Source organism: Mesorhizobium sp. WSM4871 (assembly GCF_055811295.1).
In genome coordinates this window covers 461,310-477,829 of the sequence record NZ_JBVVPU010000003.1, presented here as the reverse complement: position 1 = coordinate 477,829, position 16,520 = coordinate 461,310, and the positions used below count along the sequence as shown (strand labels likewise).

Below are 16,520 nucleotides of genomic sequence, written 5' to 3'. Positions count from 1 at the left end.
GATCAAACGCGGATATCAGGCGGCTTTCTTCTGCCGGTAGTGTCCGATCACAGCCTGGATCTCGCGCAATCGCGGCACTGCGATGGTCTTAAGCCTTTCGCGCTGAATGTCACGATCGAGCGAGATGCAGTCTTTCCACAGCGAACGGCCGGCGATGACGCCCGACGCGCCGTTTTGCATGGCAATCTTGACCTGGCCGAGGAAGGTCGCGTGGTCGACGCCGGCCGAAAGCACCGCCCATGGCACCTCGCCTGCCATTCTGGTGATGTTGGCGCAAGCCTCGGGTGTTCCCGGGTACGGAAGCTTCAGCACTTTCGCGCCGCACTCCAGCGAAATCCGGGTACCCTCTTCGACAAGCCAGGGTGTTTTGGCTGCATAGTCTTCGGGGCTTTCCCCTTCGAGCTGGTAGGTCAGGAACTCGACGACGAGCAGCAGGTCCTCCCGCCCGAAGTCTGCGATGCACTGGCGCAGGATGGCGATGTTGTGCGCGTTGGCTTCAGGCTTGTCGGCCCTGAGATAGACCATGATCTTGCCGCCCGTGCCGCCCAGTTCGCGAACGCGGCGCGCGTCGATGCCGGGAACCAGGCGCGACAAGCGATAGCCCTCGGGCGAGACGTCGAAGCCGGAAGCGTCGAGGCCGATGAGCAGCGCCGTATCCCGGTTCAGCACGCCTTCGTCGACCACCCTCGGCACCGCGCATAGCGGGTCGAGCAAGACGCAGGACGCGGCGCTGGCGAGGTAGCGCGTGATGTCCGATTTGGTGTCGCCGAGCATATCATTGGTGATCTTGGCCTGTTCGGCCGGATCCGACGCCAGCAAGGTCCGCATGCCGCCGCGCTGGTCGCAGGCGATGGCCACCATGGCCCCGTCCTTGCCGCATATCTGCTGGTAGCCGCGCAACTCCGCAGTGGTCATCTTTGCCATGGTTCTTCTGTCCGATGTTGGCGCCCATTCCCGAGGCGCGAATTCCGTGGAAACAAGATTGTTCAGTTTTCCCGCTTGCCGGCGGAAAGATCTTTGCCGCTTGCTATGTATTCCCCGGGAGAAGCGGCCTCGCCGACACTGCCGCCCGTTATGCCTCAAGTTGCGAGTTTGCCGAAATTGCGCGATAACTCCCGTCGGCCTATGCTCGTGTAACACATTGCTGAAAGGAATTGCAAGCTGTCTGCCCCTCCGATCCAGGACGCGACCGCATCGCGCACGATGCTGCACACGGTCGCCAAGCTGCACTACGAGGCTGAGATGTCGCAGGTCGACATAGCACGGCAGCTCGGCGTCTCCACGGCGACGATTTCGCGTCTGCTGCAGCGGGCCCGGGCCGAGGGGATCGTCCGGATCGAGGTTCTCGATCTGGCGACGCCCGAGGACATCACCAGACAGTTGATCGATGGACTCGGACTTCGGGACGCGGCGGTGATCGAGACGCCGGCGGCGGGCGCGCTGACGGCGCTTGCCGCTCCGCTCGGCGCGTTGCTCAAGCAAGCGCAGTTGGTGGCCGGCTCCGTGGTCGCCATCGGCTGGGGACGCGCCGTCCGCGAGGTGATCCGGACCGGCCTTCCGCGTATTCCCGGCGTCCACACCGTCGCCGCCACCGGCGGCATGCAGCAGCATGCGCCGCATTTTCAGATCAACGAGTTCGTGCGGCTCGCCGCCGAGGAATTGGGCGGAACGCCGCATTTCATCCATGCGCCCTATCTGCCGTCCAGCGAGTTGCGTGATGTCTTCCTTGGCGATGCGGCCATTCGCGATGCCGTAATGCTCTGGGATCGGACCGACGTCGCTATCGTCGGCATCGGCCTGCCGCACGCCATCAATCCGCCGGAGGCGAGTGCTGCCACATTGAGTGAGCAGGCCTTGGTTCATGCGGCGGGAGATGTCCTTCGGCACTATTTCGATGCCGAAGGAGCGCTGATCCCCTGGGAAGGCGAGAGCCGGATGATCGCGATGTCGCCGGCACAGCTTCACGCGGTACCGCTGGTGATCGGCGTTGCCGCGTCGCCGGAGAAAGCGACGGCAATCATCGGTGCCGCTCGCGCCAGGCTCATCAATGCCCTGACTACGGATACGAAGACGGCGCAGGCTATCCTCGAGGCTCTCGCGCTTCGATAGAGGCAGATCTATCGAAGCGCCGCCGGCCGGCTCCGAGCGGAACCTAGTTCGCTTGCGAGGAAATCGGTTGTGTCGCCGAGATGTCGGGGGCAATAGTTCGCCTGGAGCCCTGCGGAGCGCATCATGCTGTCCGGTTTGAAAAGTCCGACGCCGCCAACTCGGAAAAGCCGATTTGCAATTTATTTCTGCAAAGTGTTACAACCAAAGCGACCCGGCATGCAAGAACGCCGGGCGACGCAGTTCCCAGAGACTTGCGGAGGCGAGTAAAAGGGAGCCGCGGCTCTTGTTCCGGTCGGGTTCGACCGGCTGACATATCGACCGGAGGGCGCTTGGGAGGAAGCTGCCCGCGACAGCACAGGCGTTTCCCGGCCGTCGGGCACCTTATGCCTGAACGATTGACGGCCATTCCAATGTCACTTGCAACGGCAAATCTGCCAACAATGAGGAGGATGTCATGAAGAAGATTGTTGCCGCGCTCGCGGCTCTCGCCATCAGCGCAACGGCGCTGGTCGCGCCCGCGCTGGCGCAGGACAAGAAGTTCACCATTGCACTTATCCCCGGCCTCACGACCGATGGTTTCTATATCACCATGCGCAAAGGCGCCCAGGCGGCAGCCGACGCGCTTGGCGTGGACCTTGTTTTCCAGGGCGCCCCGGACTTCAATCCGGTAACCCAGGTACCCGTGCTTGACGCGGTCATCGCCAAGAAGCCGGACGCCATCCTGATCGCGCCGACCGACAAGGTCCAATTGGTCGAGCCGCTGCGCAAGGCCAATGACGCCGGCATCCCGGTCATCACCGTCGACACTTTCATCGGCAGCGGTGTTTACCAGACCGGCGCCGGCGAGGCGGATTTCCCGCTGTCCTATATCGCTTCGGACAACATTTTGGGCGGCGAGATTGCCGCTCGGGCATTGGCCAAGGCGATAGGCGACAAGGGCAAGGTCTACGTTTCGAACGTCAAGCCCGGCATTTCGACCACCGATCAGCGTGAAGAGGGCTTCAAGAAGGAGATGGCGGCCAACCATCCCGGGATCACCGTTCTCGAGACCCAGTTCAACGACAACGACGCCAACAAGGCCGCCTCGCAACTGCAGGCTGTGTTCGCGCGCAATTCCGACCTCGTTGGCGTGTTCGGCGCAAACCTGTTCTCGGCGCTCGGCGCGGCGAATGGCGTCCAGCAAGCTGGGCAGACCGGCACCGTCAAGGTCGTGGCGTTCGACGCGCCGACCAGCATCGTCGACAACATCAACACCGGCCTGGTCGACGTGGCGATTGCCCAGCATCCCGCCGAGATCGGTTATTTCGGTGTCGTTTCGGCCTACGCCCACCTGACCGGCCAGTCGATCCCGGTTGCGATCGGCACCGGCTTCACGATCATGGACAAGTCCAACATCGCGGATCCGAACATCTCGAAGTATCTCTACTCCGAATGAGTCCAGGCGCGTTGGGTCTCCTTCCCGCCTGGCGGGAGGAGACCTACGCCGGGTGTCCTTGGGACCCCTGCTCGACGGAGGCCATGCCGCGGATCGGAACCATTCATGACTTCAACATCGCCAACTCAGCAAAGCGAAGCGCATGTCGCTCCTCAGGCGGATCACGGTGATCCGGCCAAGACCTGGATCGGGCGCATCGCCGAGGCGCGCGCCTGGCTGTTTCTCGCCGGCCTGATCATCTGTTTCGAGGTCTGGTCGAGGCTCGACTTCGGCGCGACATTCGTGCTCAACCCGTTCAACCTGCAGTCCATAGCGATATTCGCGGTGGCGCCGTTGCTGCTTGCGACCGGACAGACCTTCGTCATCATTTCGGGAGGCATCGACCTCTCGCTGGGCTTCATCATGGGCCTTGCCGCCGTCGTTGCCGCCCACGCCACGAATATGGCGGGAGCGGCAATTCCGCTGCCGCTGGCAATGCTGTCAGGTATTCTGGCTGCCGTGCTCGTTGCCGGCGTGCCGGGCATCATCAACGGCCTGCTGATCTCGCGGCTGAGAATTCCACCCTTCATCGGCACGCTCGGCATGTTCGGCGTGGCGCGTGGCGCTGCCTATCTCCTTGCCGGCGGCACGACGGTGCCGGTCCAGAATTCCTGGTTCGCGCTGCTCGGCAACGGCAAGTTCCATGGGATACCCTATCTTGTGATGATCACCGCAATCTTCGTCGTCGTGATGCACTACATCCTGAGCCAGACCCGGTTCGGCCAGCACAATTACGCCATCGGCGCCAATGTGCAGGCGGCGCGCCGCGCCGGTATCGACATCAGGAGACACATACTGCGTCTCTACGTGCTTTCGGCGATGTGTGCCGGCCTCGGTGGTGCGCTCTACGCTGCGCGCTTCACCGCCGGCGCTGCCCAGGCCGGCGAACCCTTGCTGCTCGACAGCGTCGCGGCCGTGGTGATCGGCGGCGCCAGCCTGTTCGGCGGCTCCGGTACGATCTTCGGCACGGTCGCCGGCGCATTGGTGATCGCGGTCATCCAGTACGGGCTGGTTTTCGTCAATGTCGAGCCGTTCTGGCAGTTCATCGCCGTCGGCCTCGTCATCATCATCTCCGTCCTTATCGACCAGGCGCAGCGCCGGTTCAGTGGAGCTCGCCAGGATGAATAGTTCCGAACAAACCATACCGCTTCTCGAAGTCCGACACCTTTCCAAGCATTTTGGTGCCGTCCAGGCGCTCAATGATTTCTCGATGGCCGTGCGGCCGGGCGAAGTGGTGGCCCTGGCGGGCGACAACGGCGCCGGCAAGACCACGTTGATCAAGGCGATATCGGGGGTGTTTCAGCCAACGGCCGGCGAGATCCTGCTCAGGGGACAGCCGGTAACCTTCGCGACGCCGCAGGAGGCGCGCGAAAAAGGCATCGAGACGATCTACCAGGATCTCGCGCTCGCCGACAATTTGTCGATCGGCGCCAATATCTTCCTGGGCCGTGAACCGATGCGCAAGGCTTTCGGCTTCCTGCCGGTGCTTGATCGCAAGGCCATGGCCGTCGCCGCCAAGCAGACCATGGGGCGGCTGGACTTCCATGTCAGCCGGCTGGATGCCCCGGTCAGCAATTTCTCCGGGGGCCAACGGCAGGCTGTCGCCATCGGCCGGGCCGTCTATTGGGACGCGCAGATCCTGATCATGGACGAACCGACCGCCGCCCTTGGGGTGCCCGAACAGCGCAAGGTCATTTCGCTCATCCACCAGCTCAAGGCGCAAGGGCGCGGCGTGATCTTCATCTCGCACAATCTGCAGGATATCTTCGCCGTGTCCGACCGCATCGTCGTGCTGCGGCGCGGCGTCCAGGCCGGCGAGCGCAAGATCTCCGAAACCAACCATGATGAAGTCGTCAAGCTGATGGTTGGCGGGTAGCTGGGGCCACCGACCACTGCGCACGATGCTAGTCTAGGACTAGTCCATTAGCGCATCGAGACCGCGCACCAGCCCGGTGACTTCCCGCACGCGCCGAATGGCGAGAAGCGTGCCGGCCACGTAAGGTGCCGCGGACGAGCCGGCGTCGTGGCGAATGGTGAGCCGCTCATCGGGCAGGCCGAACAGCGCCTCGCAGGACAGGATGTAGGACGGCAGGCGAAGCGCATGCACCTGCACCCCCTCGCCCGCGCCAACCGCAGCGCCGCGTGTTCCGGGCACGCCCGTCACTTCTGAGACTGGTCTTGCCGTCGAAGCCTTGCGGACATCCGCCAGCGCCTCGGCAAGCTCGCGCGCCGTGCCGGACGGGGCGTCGGGCTTCTTGGCGCTGGCATAGTCGATGACCTCGACATCGGGCACATATTTCGCCGCCATCAGGGCAAAACGCTTCATCAGCGTGGCGGTGATCGAAAAATTGCCGGCGGCGATCACACCGACCCGGTTGGCGCGCGCCGCGGCATCGATTTCGGCATAGTCGGCGGCCCCAAGCCCCGATGTGCCGATCACCACATGGCGCCCCTTTTCGATCGCCAGCAGCGCATGATCCTTCACCACATGCGGTTTGGTATAGTCGACCAGCACGTCGGACGGCCTCTCCAGCGCCTCCGCCAGCGAGCCGGAAACAATCACGTCATTAGCCGGCAGGCCAACCAGCAGGCCGGCATCCTGCCCCGCACCGCTGCGCGAAACCGCTCCGGCCAAATTCATGTCACCTTGCGCCGAGATCGCCGGCACCAGCGCCTTGCCGACCCAGCCGGTCGCCCCGGCCATCACCACTCGTATCGTCATCGCCTGGTCCTCCAATCGCGACTTGAAACGACCAGCGATATGGAAAGAGCCCGGCTCATTCAAGCCAGGCTCTTTCTTGAGTGTTGATCCAGACACCGCGCAGGCAGTCGGATGGCCGGTTCAAACAGCGTTATCTTATGAAATCGTCGAAGCGGCGCAGCGTCACCCGGCGATTGCGCCAGTTCTCGTTCTGCGTCTGCACCAGCAGGAACTCCTCGCCATAGCCGACGGTTTCGAGCGCATGGCCTGGCACGCCGAATTCGCGCACCAGCGTGCGCTTCAGCGAGGCGGCACGCTGCTCCGACAGGATCTGGTTCGACTGGAAGGAACCGACGGCGTCCGTATGACCCTCGATCAGAATGCGGGCGCCGCGGTCACGCCGCAGGATGCGCCGCAGTGCGTCGGCGATGTTTTCGATCTTGCCGTATTGCGACTCGGAAATGGCCGCCGAGCCGAAGGCGAAATTGATCGACTGGATGTCGATCGAGCGGGCCATGCGCCGCAGATCCGGCCGGCGCTTGAATTCGCGGATGGTGACGCGCTGGTTCGGGCGCAGCTTCACCTTGGGCGCCGCTTCGAGTTGCCGCTCGATCGTGGCGGCCGAAGGCGTGGTAGCCTGGGCGGCGGCAAGGGTCGGCATGGCAAGCGCCGCAATCAGCACGGCGGCAAAGGTGCGTCTGGTCAGCATGTCTTTCTCCTTCGGCCCTGCTCTGATGGCCGCATTGATGGTGCCGACAAGATGCCAGAGGCAGTCTGAAGCCTCGATGAACGAAAGGTTCAGTTTTCAGGGCCGCATGACGCTGGCCGAGCGCTCGGCGAAAGCCATCGGATGCACGATCTCTTTCTTCTGCGCCACCGGCGCGAAGCCGAGTTTCTGATAGAGCGGCAATGCCGCCGGATGGTCGAGCGTACAGGTCTGTACCGTCACCCGCTTCGGCCCGTGCGACCAGGCGGCGGCGATCGCCGCCCCCAGGAACCAGCGGCCGATGCCTTGTCCGGTCGCATGTTCCATCATGCCGAAATAGGCTAGCTCCACTTCTTCCGGCAGATGCGGCTTGAGGTCGAAGAAGCCGGCCGGCGCGCCGTCGAGATAAAGCACCCTGATGTCGCGGTCCTCGCGATGGATGCCCGCCGAAAGCTCTTCGTCGTTCAGCCTGAGAACATTGACCCAGTGCCATTTGCGTCCCACCCGATCCATCAGATAGCGATAGAAGTGCAGCGGAATGTTCTTGGTTTTCAGCAGCGCGATCTGGCGGTTGTACGGCACCGGCGGCGAGTAGGCCGGCGGTACATGCATTTCGAGAAACGTCACCGTGACGTCGATGTCTTCCACCACTCCGTTTTCCATGGCCGTCATTCCTTGCCCGTCAAGGCGGGGCCCGTCACGACAGGCGTGTCGGAAAGTCCGCCCCACTCCGTCCATGAACCGTCGTAAAGCCTGTTGTCGGTGTGGCCAAGCGTCTCCAGCGCCAGCGTGATCGCAGCCGCGGTGATGCCTGAACCGCAAGAGGTGACGACCGGCTTCGACAGATCGATTCCGGCGCCCTCGATCACCTTGCGCAAACGATCCTTCGACAACAGTTCGCCGTTCTCGGCGAGCACCGATGACGGCAGATTGTTCGCTCCAGGCATATGACCGGAGCGGATGCCTGCGCGAGGTTCCGGCTCCGTGCCGGCAAACCGGCCAGCGGAGCGCGCATCGGCGATCTGGCTCTCCTTCGTCTCGACGATGCGGCGCATATCGGCAAGGCTGGCGACACGCTTGGCATCGAAGTCGGCGTGAAACACGCAAGGCGCTGTCTTCGTCGGCTCCGCCGTCACCGGTCGTCCCGCCGCTTTCCAATGGTCGAAGCCGCCGTCCAGTATGTAGACTTGGAACACGCCCATGACGCGGAACATCCACCAGGCGCGCGGCGCTGAGAAGAAGCCCGGACCGTCATAGACGATAATGGTGTCGTCCGCCGAAATGCCCATCGCGCCGACATATTGGGCGAAATGCTGCGGCGAAGGCAGCGTGTGCGGTAAGGCCGAATTAGGGTCCGATATCGCATCCTGATCAAGGAAGCGGGCGCCCGGAATATGCGCCGCCTCATATTCGGCGCGCGCGTCCCTGCCTTGCGCTAGCAGATACCAGGACGCATCGACGATGGTCAGGCCCGGTTCGCCGAGGCGCGCCTGCAACCAGTCTGCATCGACGGTGAAAGGGCTGTCTTCGGCCATTTTCGTTCTCCCGCTTCGCCCTAGGCGGAGCTTCTGTATTTTATCAAGCTGCCGGCATCGGTCCAAAGCGTATGCGAAAGCGCCGGTTCTCGCGGCCCTTCTTCTCGATCTTGCCGATATGGATCTCGCCGACTTCACCGGTACTCTTCACATGGGTGCCGCCGCAAGGCTGGCTGTCGATCGAGGCGTTGTCGCCGATGCAGACCAGGCGGATTTGGCCGGTGCCGACGGGCGGTCGCACATTCTTGGATTTGACCAGGCCAGGGTTGGCCGCCAGTTCCTCGTCCGATATCAGCCTGACAAAGATCGGATGGTCAGCCCGCACCAGTTCCATCACCTTTGCCGTCACGTCTTCCTTGGTGAAGCCGGCATCCGGGATATCGAAGTCGACGCGGCTGTCGTCCTCGGAAACCGCGGCACCCGTGATCGGGAACGGGCAGACGACGGTCAGCAGGTGGCAGGCCGCGTGCATGCGCATCAAAAGATGCCGCCGCTGCCAGTCGATGGCGAGCTTGACCCGTTCGCCGACGGACGGAACCGGCTGGTCGGGCGCCGGCACATGGATGATCTCGTCCTTGGTCTCGCCGGTGATGGTGGCGGCAATCGCGATCACGCTGCCGTCGGCGCGCTCGAGCGCACCCGTATCACCCGGTTGCCCGCCCGACGTGGCATAAAAGATGGTGCGGTCGAGAATGACGCCGCCGCGCTCGTTGACGGCGACTATCGTGGCGTCGGCGGTGCGCAGATAAGCATCGTCGCGAAACAGCGCCTGCGTCTTATAGGACATCACGCGACCTTTTCGAACGGCACCGAAATCTCGGCTTTCTCTTCCATCCAGCCTGGCACCGGCAGCTGCTTTTCGCGCAGGAACTGCGGGTTGAACAGCTTCGACTGATAGCGTGTGCCGTAGTCGCAGAGCACGGTCACGATGGTGTGGCCGGGACCCAGCTCCCGCGCCAGCCGGATCGCGCCGGCAATGTTGATGCCGGTCGAGCCGCCGACGCAGAGCCCCTCCTCCTGGATCAGGTCGAAGACGATCGGCAGCGCTTCCTCGTCGGGAATCTGGAAAGAAAAATCCGGCGTGAAACCCTCGAGGTTGGCGGTGATCCGCCCCTGCCCGATGCCTTCGGTGATCGAGCTGCCCTCGGATTTCAATTCGCCGCTGGTATAGAAACTGTAGAGCGCGGCGCCCAGCGGATCGGCGAGCGCGACCTTGATGTCCTTGCTCTTGGCCTTCAGCCCGATGGCGACGCCGGCCAGCGTGCCGCCGGACCCAACGGCGGACACGAAACCATCGACCTTGCCGCCGGTCTGGGCCCAGATCTCCTGTGCGGTGGTACGGATGTGGCCGTCGCGGTTGGCGACGTTGTCGAACTGGTTGGCCCAGATCGCACCATTCGGCTCGGACCGGGCCATCTGTTCGGCCAGGCGGCCCGACAGTTTCACATAATTGTTGGGGTTCCTGTAGGGAACCGCGGGCACCTCGATCAGTTCGGCGCCGAGCAGTTTGATCGTGTCCTTCTTCTCCTGGCTCTGCGTGTCGGGAATGACGATCACGGTGCGGTAGCCAAGCGCCTTGGCGACCAGCGTCAAGCCGATGCCGGTGTTGCCGGCCGTCCCCTCGACGATGACGCCGCCCGGTTTCAAAAGCCCACGCTGCTCGGCGTCTCGGATGATGAACAGGCCGGCGCGGTCCTTGACCGACTGGCCCGGGTTCATGAATTCGGCCTTGCCCAGAATCTCGCAGCCGGTTGCTTCCGAGGCCTTGTTGAGGCGGATCAGGGGCGTGTTGCCGATCGCTTCAATTACAGAACGTGGCATATAGGTTCCCTTATGCGTGCGGCGAGACCCTAGAAACCCACCGCTTCGGTTTCAAGGCAAGATTTCATCTGGTCCAGTCGCATTTCGGGCACTGCAATTCCCTCAAACCGGATACCGCGCTCGGGCATCCATTTAAACCTTGTCTGGAAAAGCACTCTTTTCATTCGATTTCTTCGTCGCTAGAGCACAAGCTAAGAAAGAGTCGCGGGACACGGCATGACACTTTACCGGGCCAACCCGAAGCACGGCGTCGCCTGGATCACCGGCGGCAGCAGCGGCATCGGCCGCTCACTGGCCAAGGATCTCGCAGCCCAGGGCTATGCCGTCGCGGTGTCGTCGCTCGACGACGATCCGATCGACACGCTTGTTGTCGAGACGGCGCAGATGCCGGGCCGCGTCACCGCCTACCCTTGCGACGTCACCGACGAGAAGCGCATGGCAAGGACGGTCGCGGCTATCGAGAAGGATCTCGGCCCGATCGTGCTCGCCGTCTTCAATGCCGGGAACTACATCGCGACGCCGGGCGAGGATCTTACCGTGCGTGGGTTTCGCCTGTCCTTCGAGGTCAATTATTTCGGCATCATCAACGGCCTGGTGCCGGTCGTCGAACGCATGCGCGTGCGTGGGCGCGGCCACATCGTGCTGGTCGGTTCGGTTACCGCCTATTTCGGTTGGCCGACCACGGCGGCCTATGGCGGCACCAAGGCGGCGATCAACATATTGGCGGAATCGCTCAAATATGACTTCGACAAGATGAACGTCCGCGTCCAGGTGATAAACCCGGGCTTTGTCGACACGCCGCTGACCGAGAAGAACCTGCTGCCGATGCCGGGGCTGATGCCCGTGAACCGCGCCTCGCGGCGCATGGCGCGCGGCATCAAGTCCGGCGGCTTCGAAGTCACCTTCCCGCGCCGCTTGAGCTGGGGGCTGAAGCTGCTCAGCATCCTGCCGAGACCGGTCTGCCGGTGGGTCATCAAAACGGCGACGCGCTGGAAGTCACGGCCGCTGAATTTCGACCGCAAGCCGCCGAACGAATAAACTGTCCACAGCGTACGAGTTGCCTGGTTGCAACCGCGGCCATAGGTTGAGAATTGTTGTTTGGAGTCTGCGATGGGGCGGCGGATCGTGCTCGCGGTGCTGGGTCTTGTCGTCATCCTTGTCCTGGCCGTCGTGCTTGGCCCGCGTGTGCCGGTCGACACCACGATCCGTTTCGATCCTTCGGTGATCGGCGACGATCCGCAGGCCTATCTGGCGCGCCAGGAAGCCGCCGCGCCTGATATCCGCGACGGGCTGGAGAAGGAAATCATCTGGGCAAACCCGATGGTTCACGCCAGGACGAAGCTTTCGATCGTCTACATCCACGGATTTTCGGCGTCGAAGGGCGAGGTCCGTCCGCTGCCTGACGAGGTCGCCGACCAGCTCGACGCCAACCTCTTCTACACCCGCCTCACCGGCCATGGGCAGGACGGCGCCGCGATGGCTGAAGGCAGCGTCAACGCCTGGATCAACGACTACGAGGAAGCGCTCGCCATAGGCCGGGCGATCGGCGAGAAGGTAATCGTCATCGGCACCTCGACAGGCGGCTCGCTGGCGGCGTGGGCGGCAACGCAGCCCTGCGCTTCGGACGGCGTTGCGGCGATCGCGTTCATCTCGCCGAATTTCGGCGTGAAGGCTTCCGGCGCCGAGCTGCTCACCAAGCCATGGGGCAAACAGATCGCCGAACTGGTCATCGGCAAGCAACGCAGCTTTGAGACGCGCAATGCCTTGCACGCGAAATTCTGGACACACCGGTATCCGACGGCGGCGACGCTGCCGATGGCGGCGCTGACGGAACTCGCCTATGGCGCGCCGGTGGAGAAGGCGACCATCCCTGCCTTGTTCATCTTTTCGGATTCGGACGCCGTGGTGCGGCCCGACCGCATCCGCGAAATCGCCGGGCGCTGGGGTGCGGCACACGAGCTGGTGCCCGTGGACGACACCGGCGACAAGGACAACCACGTCATTGCCGGCGACGCGCTGTCGCCGTCGACCACGGCTTTCCTGGCGCAGCGGATCGTGGTGTGGGTGGAGGCCGTGGTGCAGTAGAAACGAAAGGGCGATCAGAGCATTGCTCCGATCGCCCTTTTTCATTTATCAGCGATCAAGCCGGGCTCAATCCGCCGAAGTGGCACTCATCAGGCAGCGTGCGTCGCCGGCCGCTTGCCGCCAAAGCGGCGCTTGTTGTTTCCCTTGAACGGCTTGCGGCCTTCCGGGCGGTCGCCTTGCGGCTTGGCCGCGAACGGCCGATCGCCGGCCGGCTTATCGCCGAACCGCTTCTTGCCGAAGCCGTTGTTGCCACCACCGGGCCGCCTGCCGTCGCGACGGCCATTGTGGTCGGGGCGGCTGCTCGCCGGCTCGAAGCGCTCGTTCTTTTCGGCCGGATTGCGCTGCGGATCCGGGCTGCCGAGATGGTCGGCAACGACAGGCAGCTTGGTGCGGATGATACGCTCGACCTGGCGCAGCTTGCTGTTTTCGGAAGGATCGCAAAGCGTGATCGCAATGCCATCCATGCCGTTGCGGCCGGTGCGGCCGATGCGGTGGACATAGCTCTCCGCCTCATCGGGCAGGTCGAAATTCACCACATGGCTGATGCCGGGCACGTCGATGCCACGCGCCGCGATATCGGTGGCGACAAGAATGCGCACCGAACCATCGCGGAAATCGTTCAGTGCCTTCTGGCGGGCGTTCTGCGACTTGTTGCCGTGGATGACGGCGGCCTTGAAGCCGTCGCGCTCGAGGTCCTTGGTCACCCTGTCGGCGCCATGCTTGGTGCGCGAAAAGATGATGACGGACTTCATTGCGTCGTCGGCGAGCATCGTCGACAGCACCTGGCGCTTCTGCTTGGTGCGGGCAAAGACGACGCCCTGCACGATCTCGGCCGCCGCGGTGCTTTGCGGCGCGACTTCGACGCGGATCGGGTTCTTCAGCAGGCCCTTCGCCAGCTCGGCGATTTCATTCGGCATGGTCGCAGAGAACAGCACCGTCTGACGGTCGGGCGCGGTCGCCTTGGCGATGCGCTTGACGTCGTTGATGAAGCCCATGTCGAGCATGCGGTCGCCCTCGTCCAGCACCAGCCATTTGGTGTCGGAGAGGATGAGGTCCCCCTCGCGCACCAGGTCGGTCAGGCGGCCGGGCGTGGCGATCAGGATATCGACGCCGGGCGCAACCTTCTTCACCTGGCTGAAGCGCGAGACGCCGCCAAGCACCAGCGCCGTCGAGACATGCGCGCCCTTTGCGAGGATCTTGATGGTGTCCTCGATCTGCACGGCAAGCTCGCGCGTCGGCGCCAGGATCAGGGCACGTGTGGTCTTCGCACGGCGCTTGGTGCCGAGCGCGATGATCTTCGACAGGATCGGCAGCGCGAAGGCCGCTGTCTTGCCGGAGCCGGTCTGGGCGATGCCGAATATGTCACGGCCTTCCATCTGCGGCGGGATCGCCTGCATCTGGATCGGCTTCGGCTCGGTGAAGCCGGCGCCATGGGTCGCCTTGAGCAGCGCGCCGGTAATTCCAAGGGCTGCGAAACCTGTGAGTTCCGCAGTGCTGCCGGTCGAGATGGTGTTACCGGCAAGGGTGTTTTCGTTGGTCAAAATAGTCTTCTTTCACGCGGCCTGTAGCCGCAAACATCGATGGCGGCAGGGCGCAACCTGCCGTCGAAAAAATTGATATGAAACGACAAGGCGGGCGGACGTAAACGTCCACTCGGCTGCGCTGTCGTGCCCGCAGGCATCATGCCACGGGGCTTTTTCGCCACCTTGCCGATCAACGGGAAAGAGGGAAAACAGACGCAACCAGTCTCATTCGTCGAGAAGGCCGGATCTTGCCCGGCCCAAGCGCCTATGCCGCTGCATATGGCCTAGTTCGCCGCGCAATGCAAGGGGCGTCATGTTGCAGTGCAATAAAACCAGTCAAGATGAGCTGCCGTGCTCAAACGTCGTCCGGCCACTCTCTTGCCCCATGCTGGACGAACAGAAGTGTCCTTCACCCGATACGCCACGACGAAAGGTGTGCCGGAAATTACCAGCTCACGAGTGCCTTCGATTTAACCGATGCGTCCGATGAACGGATTGGCGGACAGCAGCCGAGCAGTCTTTGAATGAATGTCATTGACGACGCGGGCGGCGGCTCGCGGGTTGTGCTGGCCGATATAGTCGCCGATTGATGCTAGCTCGATCAGATAATGTCGGGTCCAGACAATTCGCACAGACCTTTATGCCCGACTGTATTTGTTGAGAACCGCCGCGATCTCTTCTTCGTTTGCGAAGTCGTCACGGTCAGCGGCCTCGATTCCGGCCCGAACACCGGCGACCCACTTTTCCTGCCACGCCAGGGAACGGCCGTGGGACAGTGCATCCTCAATGATCTGATTGCGAGTCAGAGTGGAGCGCGAGGCCAAGATGTCGATCCGGCGACTCAAATCCTCTGATATTTCAATGTTGTTCTTCATAAGTTCAGTCTGCCATATCGGGCGAATTCCTGCAAAGAAGTTTCGCCGCGGGAGAGTCACGCTTGCGCTCCCTTGCCGGCATGATTACCACGAAATGCAGCTTTCCATTTTGGGGATCGACCGATGAAGGACGTGCTGAAGGAACTCGAGCGTCGCCGCGACATGGCGCGCATGGGCGGTGGCCAGGTCCGCATCGACGCCCAGCACAAGAAGGGCAAGCTGACAGCTCGCGAGCGCATCGACGTCTTTCTCGACGAGGGCTCGTTCGAGGAGTTCGACATGTATGTCGAGCACCGCTCGACCGACTTCGGCATGGAAAAAACCAAGATCGCCGGCGATGGCGTCGTCACAGGCTGGGGCACCGTCAACGGCCGGCCGGTCTACGTCTTCGCCAAGGATTTTACCGTGTTCGGCGGCTCGCTGTCGGAGGCGCACGCCGAAAAAGTGGTCAAGGTGCAGGAGATGGCGCTTCGCAACCGCGCGCCGATCATCGGCCTCTACGACGCCGGTGGCGCCCGCATCCAGGAGGGCGTGGCGGCGCTCGGCGGCTATGCCGAGATTTTCCAGCGCAATGTGCTGGCCTCCGGCGTGATCCCGCAGATCTCGGTGATCATGGGGCCCTGCGCCGGCGGCGACGTCTATTCGCCTGCGATGACCGACTTCATCTTCATGGTGCGCGACACCTCCTACATGTTCGTCACCGGGCCGGACGTGGTGAAGACCGTCACCAACGAGACGGTGACCGCCGAGAGCCTGGGCGGCGCCTCCGTCCATACGACGAAGTCCTCGATCGCCGACGGCGCCTACGACAATGACGTCGAGGCGCTGTTGCAGATGCGCCGGCTGGTCGATCTGCTGCCCGCTTCCAACACGGCCGAGATTCCCGAGATCGAATGCTACCAGTCGGTCACCGATCACGATCTGTCGCTCGACCGGCTGATCCCCGACAATGCCAACAAGCCGTACGATATCAAGGAATTGATCCTCAAGATTGCCGACGAGGGCGACTTCTTCGAGATCCAGCAGAGTTTCGCCAAGAACATCGTTACCGGTTTTGGGCGAGTCGAGGGCCGCACGGTCGGCTTCGTCGCCAACCAGCCGATGGTGCTGGCCGGCGTTCTCGATTCGGATGCCAGCCGCAAGGCAGCGCGTTTCGTGCGCTTCTGCGATTGCTTCTCGATCCCAATCGTCACCTTCGTCGACGTTCCGGGATTCCTGCCCGGCACCGCGCAGGAATATGGCGGACTGATCAAGCATGGCGCCAAGCTGTTGTTCGCCTACGCCGAGGCGACCGTGCCGAAGATCACCGTCATCACCAGGAAGGCCTATGGCGGCGCCTATGACGTGATGGCGTCGAAGCATCTGCGCGGCGACATGAACTATGCCTGGCCGACGGCGCAGATCGCCGTGATGGGTGCCAGGGGCGCGGTCGAGATCATATATCGCAAGGACATCGGCGACGCGGAAAAGATCGCGGCGCATACAAAGGCTTACGAGGATCGCTTCCTGTCGCCCTTCGTCGCCGCCGAGCGCGGCTATGTCGACGAGGTGATCATGCCGCATTCGACCCGCCGCCGCATTGCCCGCGCGCTCAGGATGCTGCGCAACAAGGATATGCAGAACCCCTGGAAGAAGCACGATAACATCCCGCTGTGAGATCGCTGGCAGCGCATACGCGGCCACAGCAAAGA

General features: G+C 63.0%; 17 protein-coding genes. 7 read left to right on the top strand and 10 right to left on the bottom strand.

Annotated features, from left to right (window positions below; genetic code table 11):
* Positions 1-15 precede the first annotated feature (15 nt).
* On the bottom strand, positions 16-924 hold the full coding sequence (locus AC0L2H_RS08990) for a tagatose-bisphosphate aldolase (protein WP_473589861.1): 909 nt from the start codon (positions 922-924) through the stop codon (positions 16-18).
* Between the two features lie 279 nt (positions 925-1,203).
* On the opposite strand from AC0L2H_RS08990, the gene AC0L2H_RS08985 reads away from it, so the two are divergent.
* The 4 genes from AC0L2H_RS08985 (at position 1,204) to AC0L2H_RS08970 (ending at position 5,459) form a co-directional block, all read left to right on the top strand.
* On the top strand, positions 1,204-2,109 hold the full coding sequence (locus tag AC0L2H_RS08985) for a sugar-binding transcriptional regulator (protein WP_473589860.1): 906 nt from the start codon (positions 1,204-1,206) through the stop codon (positions 2,107-2,109).
* Positions 2,110-2,563: 454 nt separating this feature from the next.
* On the top strand, positions 2,564-3,544 hold the full coding sequence (locus tag AC0L2H_RS08980; protein WP_473589859.1) for an ABC transporter substrate-binding protein: 981 nt from the start codon (positions 2,564-2,566) through the stop codon (positions 3,542-3,544).
* A 105-nt stretch (positions 3,545-3,649) separates the two neighbouring features.
* The gene (locus AC0L2H_RS08975; protein WP_473589858.1) at positions 3,650-4,711 is read left to right on the top strand and encodes an ABC transporter permease subunit; all 1,062 of its coding nucleotides are present in this window, start codon (positions 3,650-3,652) and stop codon (positions 4,709-4,711) included.
* The gene (locus AC0L2H_RS08970; protein WP_473589857.1) at positions 4,704-5,459 is read left to right on the top strand and encodes an ATP-binding cassette domain-containing protein; all 756 of its coding nucleotides are present in this window, start codon (positions 4,704-4,706) and stop codon (positions 5,457-5,459) included. The genes AC0L2H_RS08975 and AC0L2H_RS08970 overlap by 8 nt, the downstream gene beginning before the upstream one ends.
* Positions 5,460-5,498: 39 nt before the next feature.
* On the opposite strand, the gene dapB is transcribed toward AC0L2H_RS08970, so the two are convergent.
* From dapB to AC0L2H_RS08940, 6 genes are all read right to left on the bottom strand, one after another.
* Positions 5,499-6,305: a 4-hydroxy-tetrahydrodipicolinate reductase gene (dapB, locus tag AC0L2H_RS08965; RefSeq protein ID WP_473589856.1), complete on the bottom strand. Its 807-nt coding sequence runs from the start codon at positions 6,303-6,305 to the stop codon at positions 5,499-5,501.
* 130 nt (positions 6,306-6,435) lie between these two features.
* Positions 6,436-6,993 (bottom strand): OmpA family protein, encoded by a 558-nt coding sequence (locus AC0L2H_RS08960; protein ID WP_107647876.1) that lies wholly within the window; start codon positions 6,991-6,993, stop codon positions 6,436-6,438.
* Positions 6,994-7,089: 96 nt separating this feature from the next.
* Entirely contained in the window at positions 7,090-7,653 is a 564-nt protein-coding gene (locus tag AC0L2H_RS08955) for a GNAT family N-acetyltransferase (RefSeq protein WP_473589855.1), read from the bottom strand.
* 5 nt (positions 7,654-7,658) lie between these two features.
* Complete coding sequence (gene sseA / locus AC0L2H_RS08950) at positions 7,659-8,525, bottom strand: 3-mercaptopyruvate sulfurtransferase (protein ID WP_473589854.1); 867 nt, start codon at positions 8,523-8,525, stop codon at positions 7,659-7,661.
* Between the two features lie 43 nt (positions 8,526-8,568).
* On the bottom strand, positions 8,569-9,312 hold the full coding sequence (locus AC0L2H_RS08945) for an alanyl-tRNA editing protein (RefSeq protein WP_473589853.1): 744 nt from the start codon (positions 9,310-9,312) through the stop codon (positions 8,569-8,571).
* Positions 9,312-10,346 (bottom strand): cysteine synthase A, encoded by a 1,035-nt coding sequence (locus AC0L2H_RS08940; RefSeq protein ID WP_473589852.1) that lies wholly within the window; start codon positions 10,344-10,346, stop codon positions 9,312-9,314. The genes AC0L2H_RS08945 and AC0L2H_RS08940 overlap by 1 nt, the downstream gene beginning before the upstream one ends.
* A 216-nt stretch (positions 10,347-10,562) precedes the next feature.
* Between AC0L2H_RS08940 and AC0L2H_RS08935 the strand changes: the two genes are divergently transcribed.
* On the top strand, positions 10,563-11,384 hold the full coding sequence (locus AC0L2H_RS08935; protein ID WP_473589851.1) for an SDR family oxidoreductase: 822 nt from the start codon (positions 10,563-10,565) through the stop codon (positions 11,382-11,384).
* 72 nt (positions 11,385-11,456) lie between these two features.
* Positions 11,457-12,431, top strand: a complete 975-nt coding sequence (locus AC0L2H_RS08930) for an alpha/beta hydrolase (RefSeq protein WP_473589850.1) — start codon at positions 11,457-11,459, stop codon at positions 12,429-12,431.
* A gap of 89 nt (positions 12,432-12,520) precedes the next feature.
* On the opposite strand, the gene AC0L2H_RS08925 is transcribed toward AC0L2H_RS08930, so the two are convergent.
* From AC0L2H_RS08925 to AC0L2H_RS08915, 3 genes are all read right to left on the bottom strand, one after another.
* Entirely contained in the window at positions 12,521-13,972 is a 1,452-nt protein-coding gene (locus tag AC0L2H_RS08925) for a DEAD/DEAH box helicase (protein ID WP_473589849.1), read from the bottom strand.
* A gap of 452 nt (positions 13,973-14,424) precedes the next feature.
* A complete protein-coding gene (locus AC0L2H_RS08920; RefSeq protein WP_473589848.1) occupies positions 14,425-14,586 on the bottom strand; it encodes a type II toxin-antitoxin system RelE/ParE family toxin in 162 nt (53 codons plus the stop codon).
* 6 nt (positions 14,587-14,592) lie between these two features.
* Positions 14,593-14,829 carry a transcriptional regulator gene (locus tag AC0L2H_RS08915; RefSeq protein ID WP_473589847.1) on the bottom strand — a complete coding sequence of 79 codons (237 nt, stop codon included), beginning with the start codon at positions 14,827-14,829 and terminating at the stop codon, positions 14,593-14,595.
* A 123-nt stretch (positions 14,830-14,952) separates the two neighbouring features.
* Here AC0L2H_RS08915 and AC0L2H_RS08910 point away from each other — a divergent pair, with 123 nt between their 5' ends.
* Entirely contained in the window at positions 14,953-16,485 is a 1,533-nt protein-coding gene (locus AC0L2H_RS08910; RefSeq protein WP_473589846.1) for an acyl-CoA carboxylase subunit beta, read from the top strand.
* Positions 16,486-16,520 lie beyond the last annotated feature (35 nt).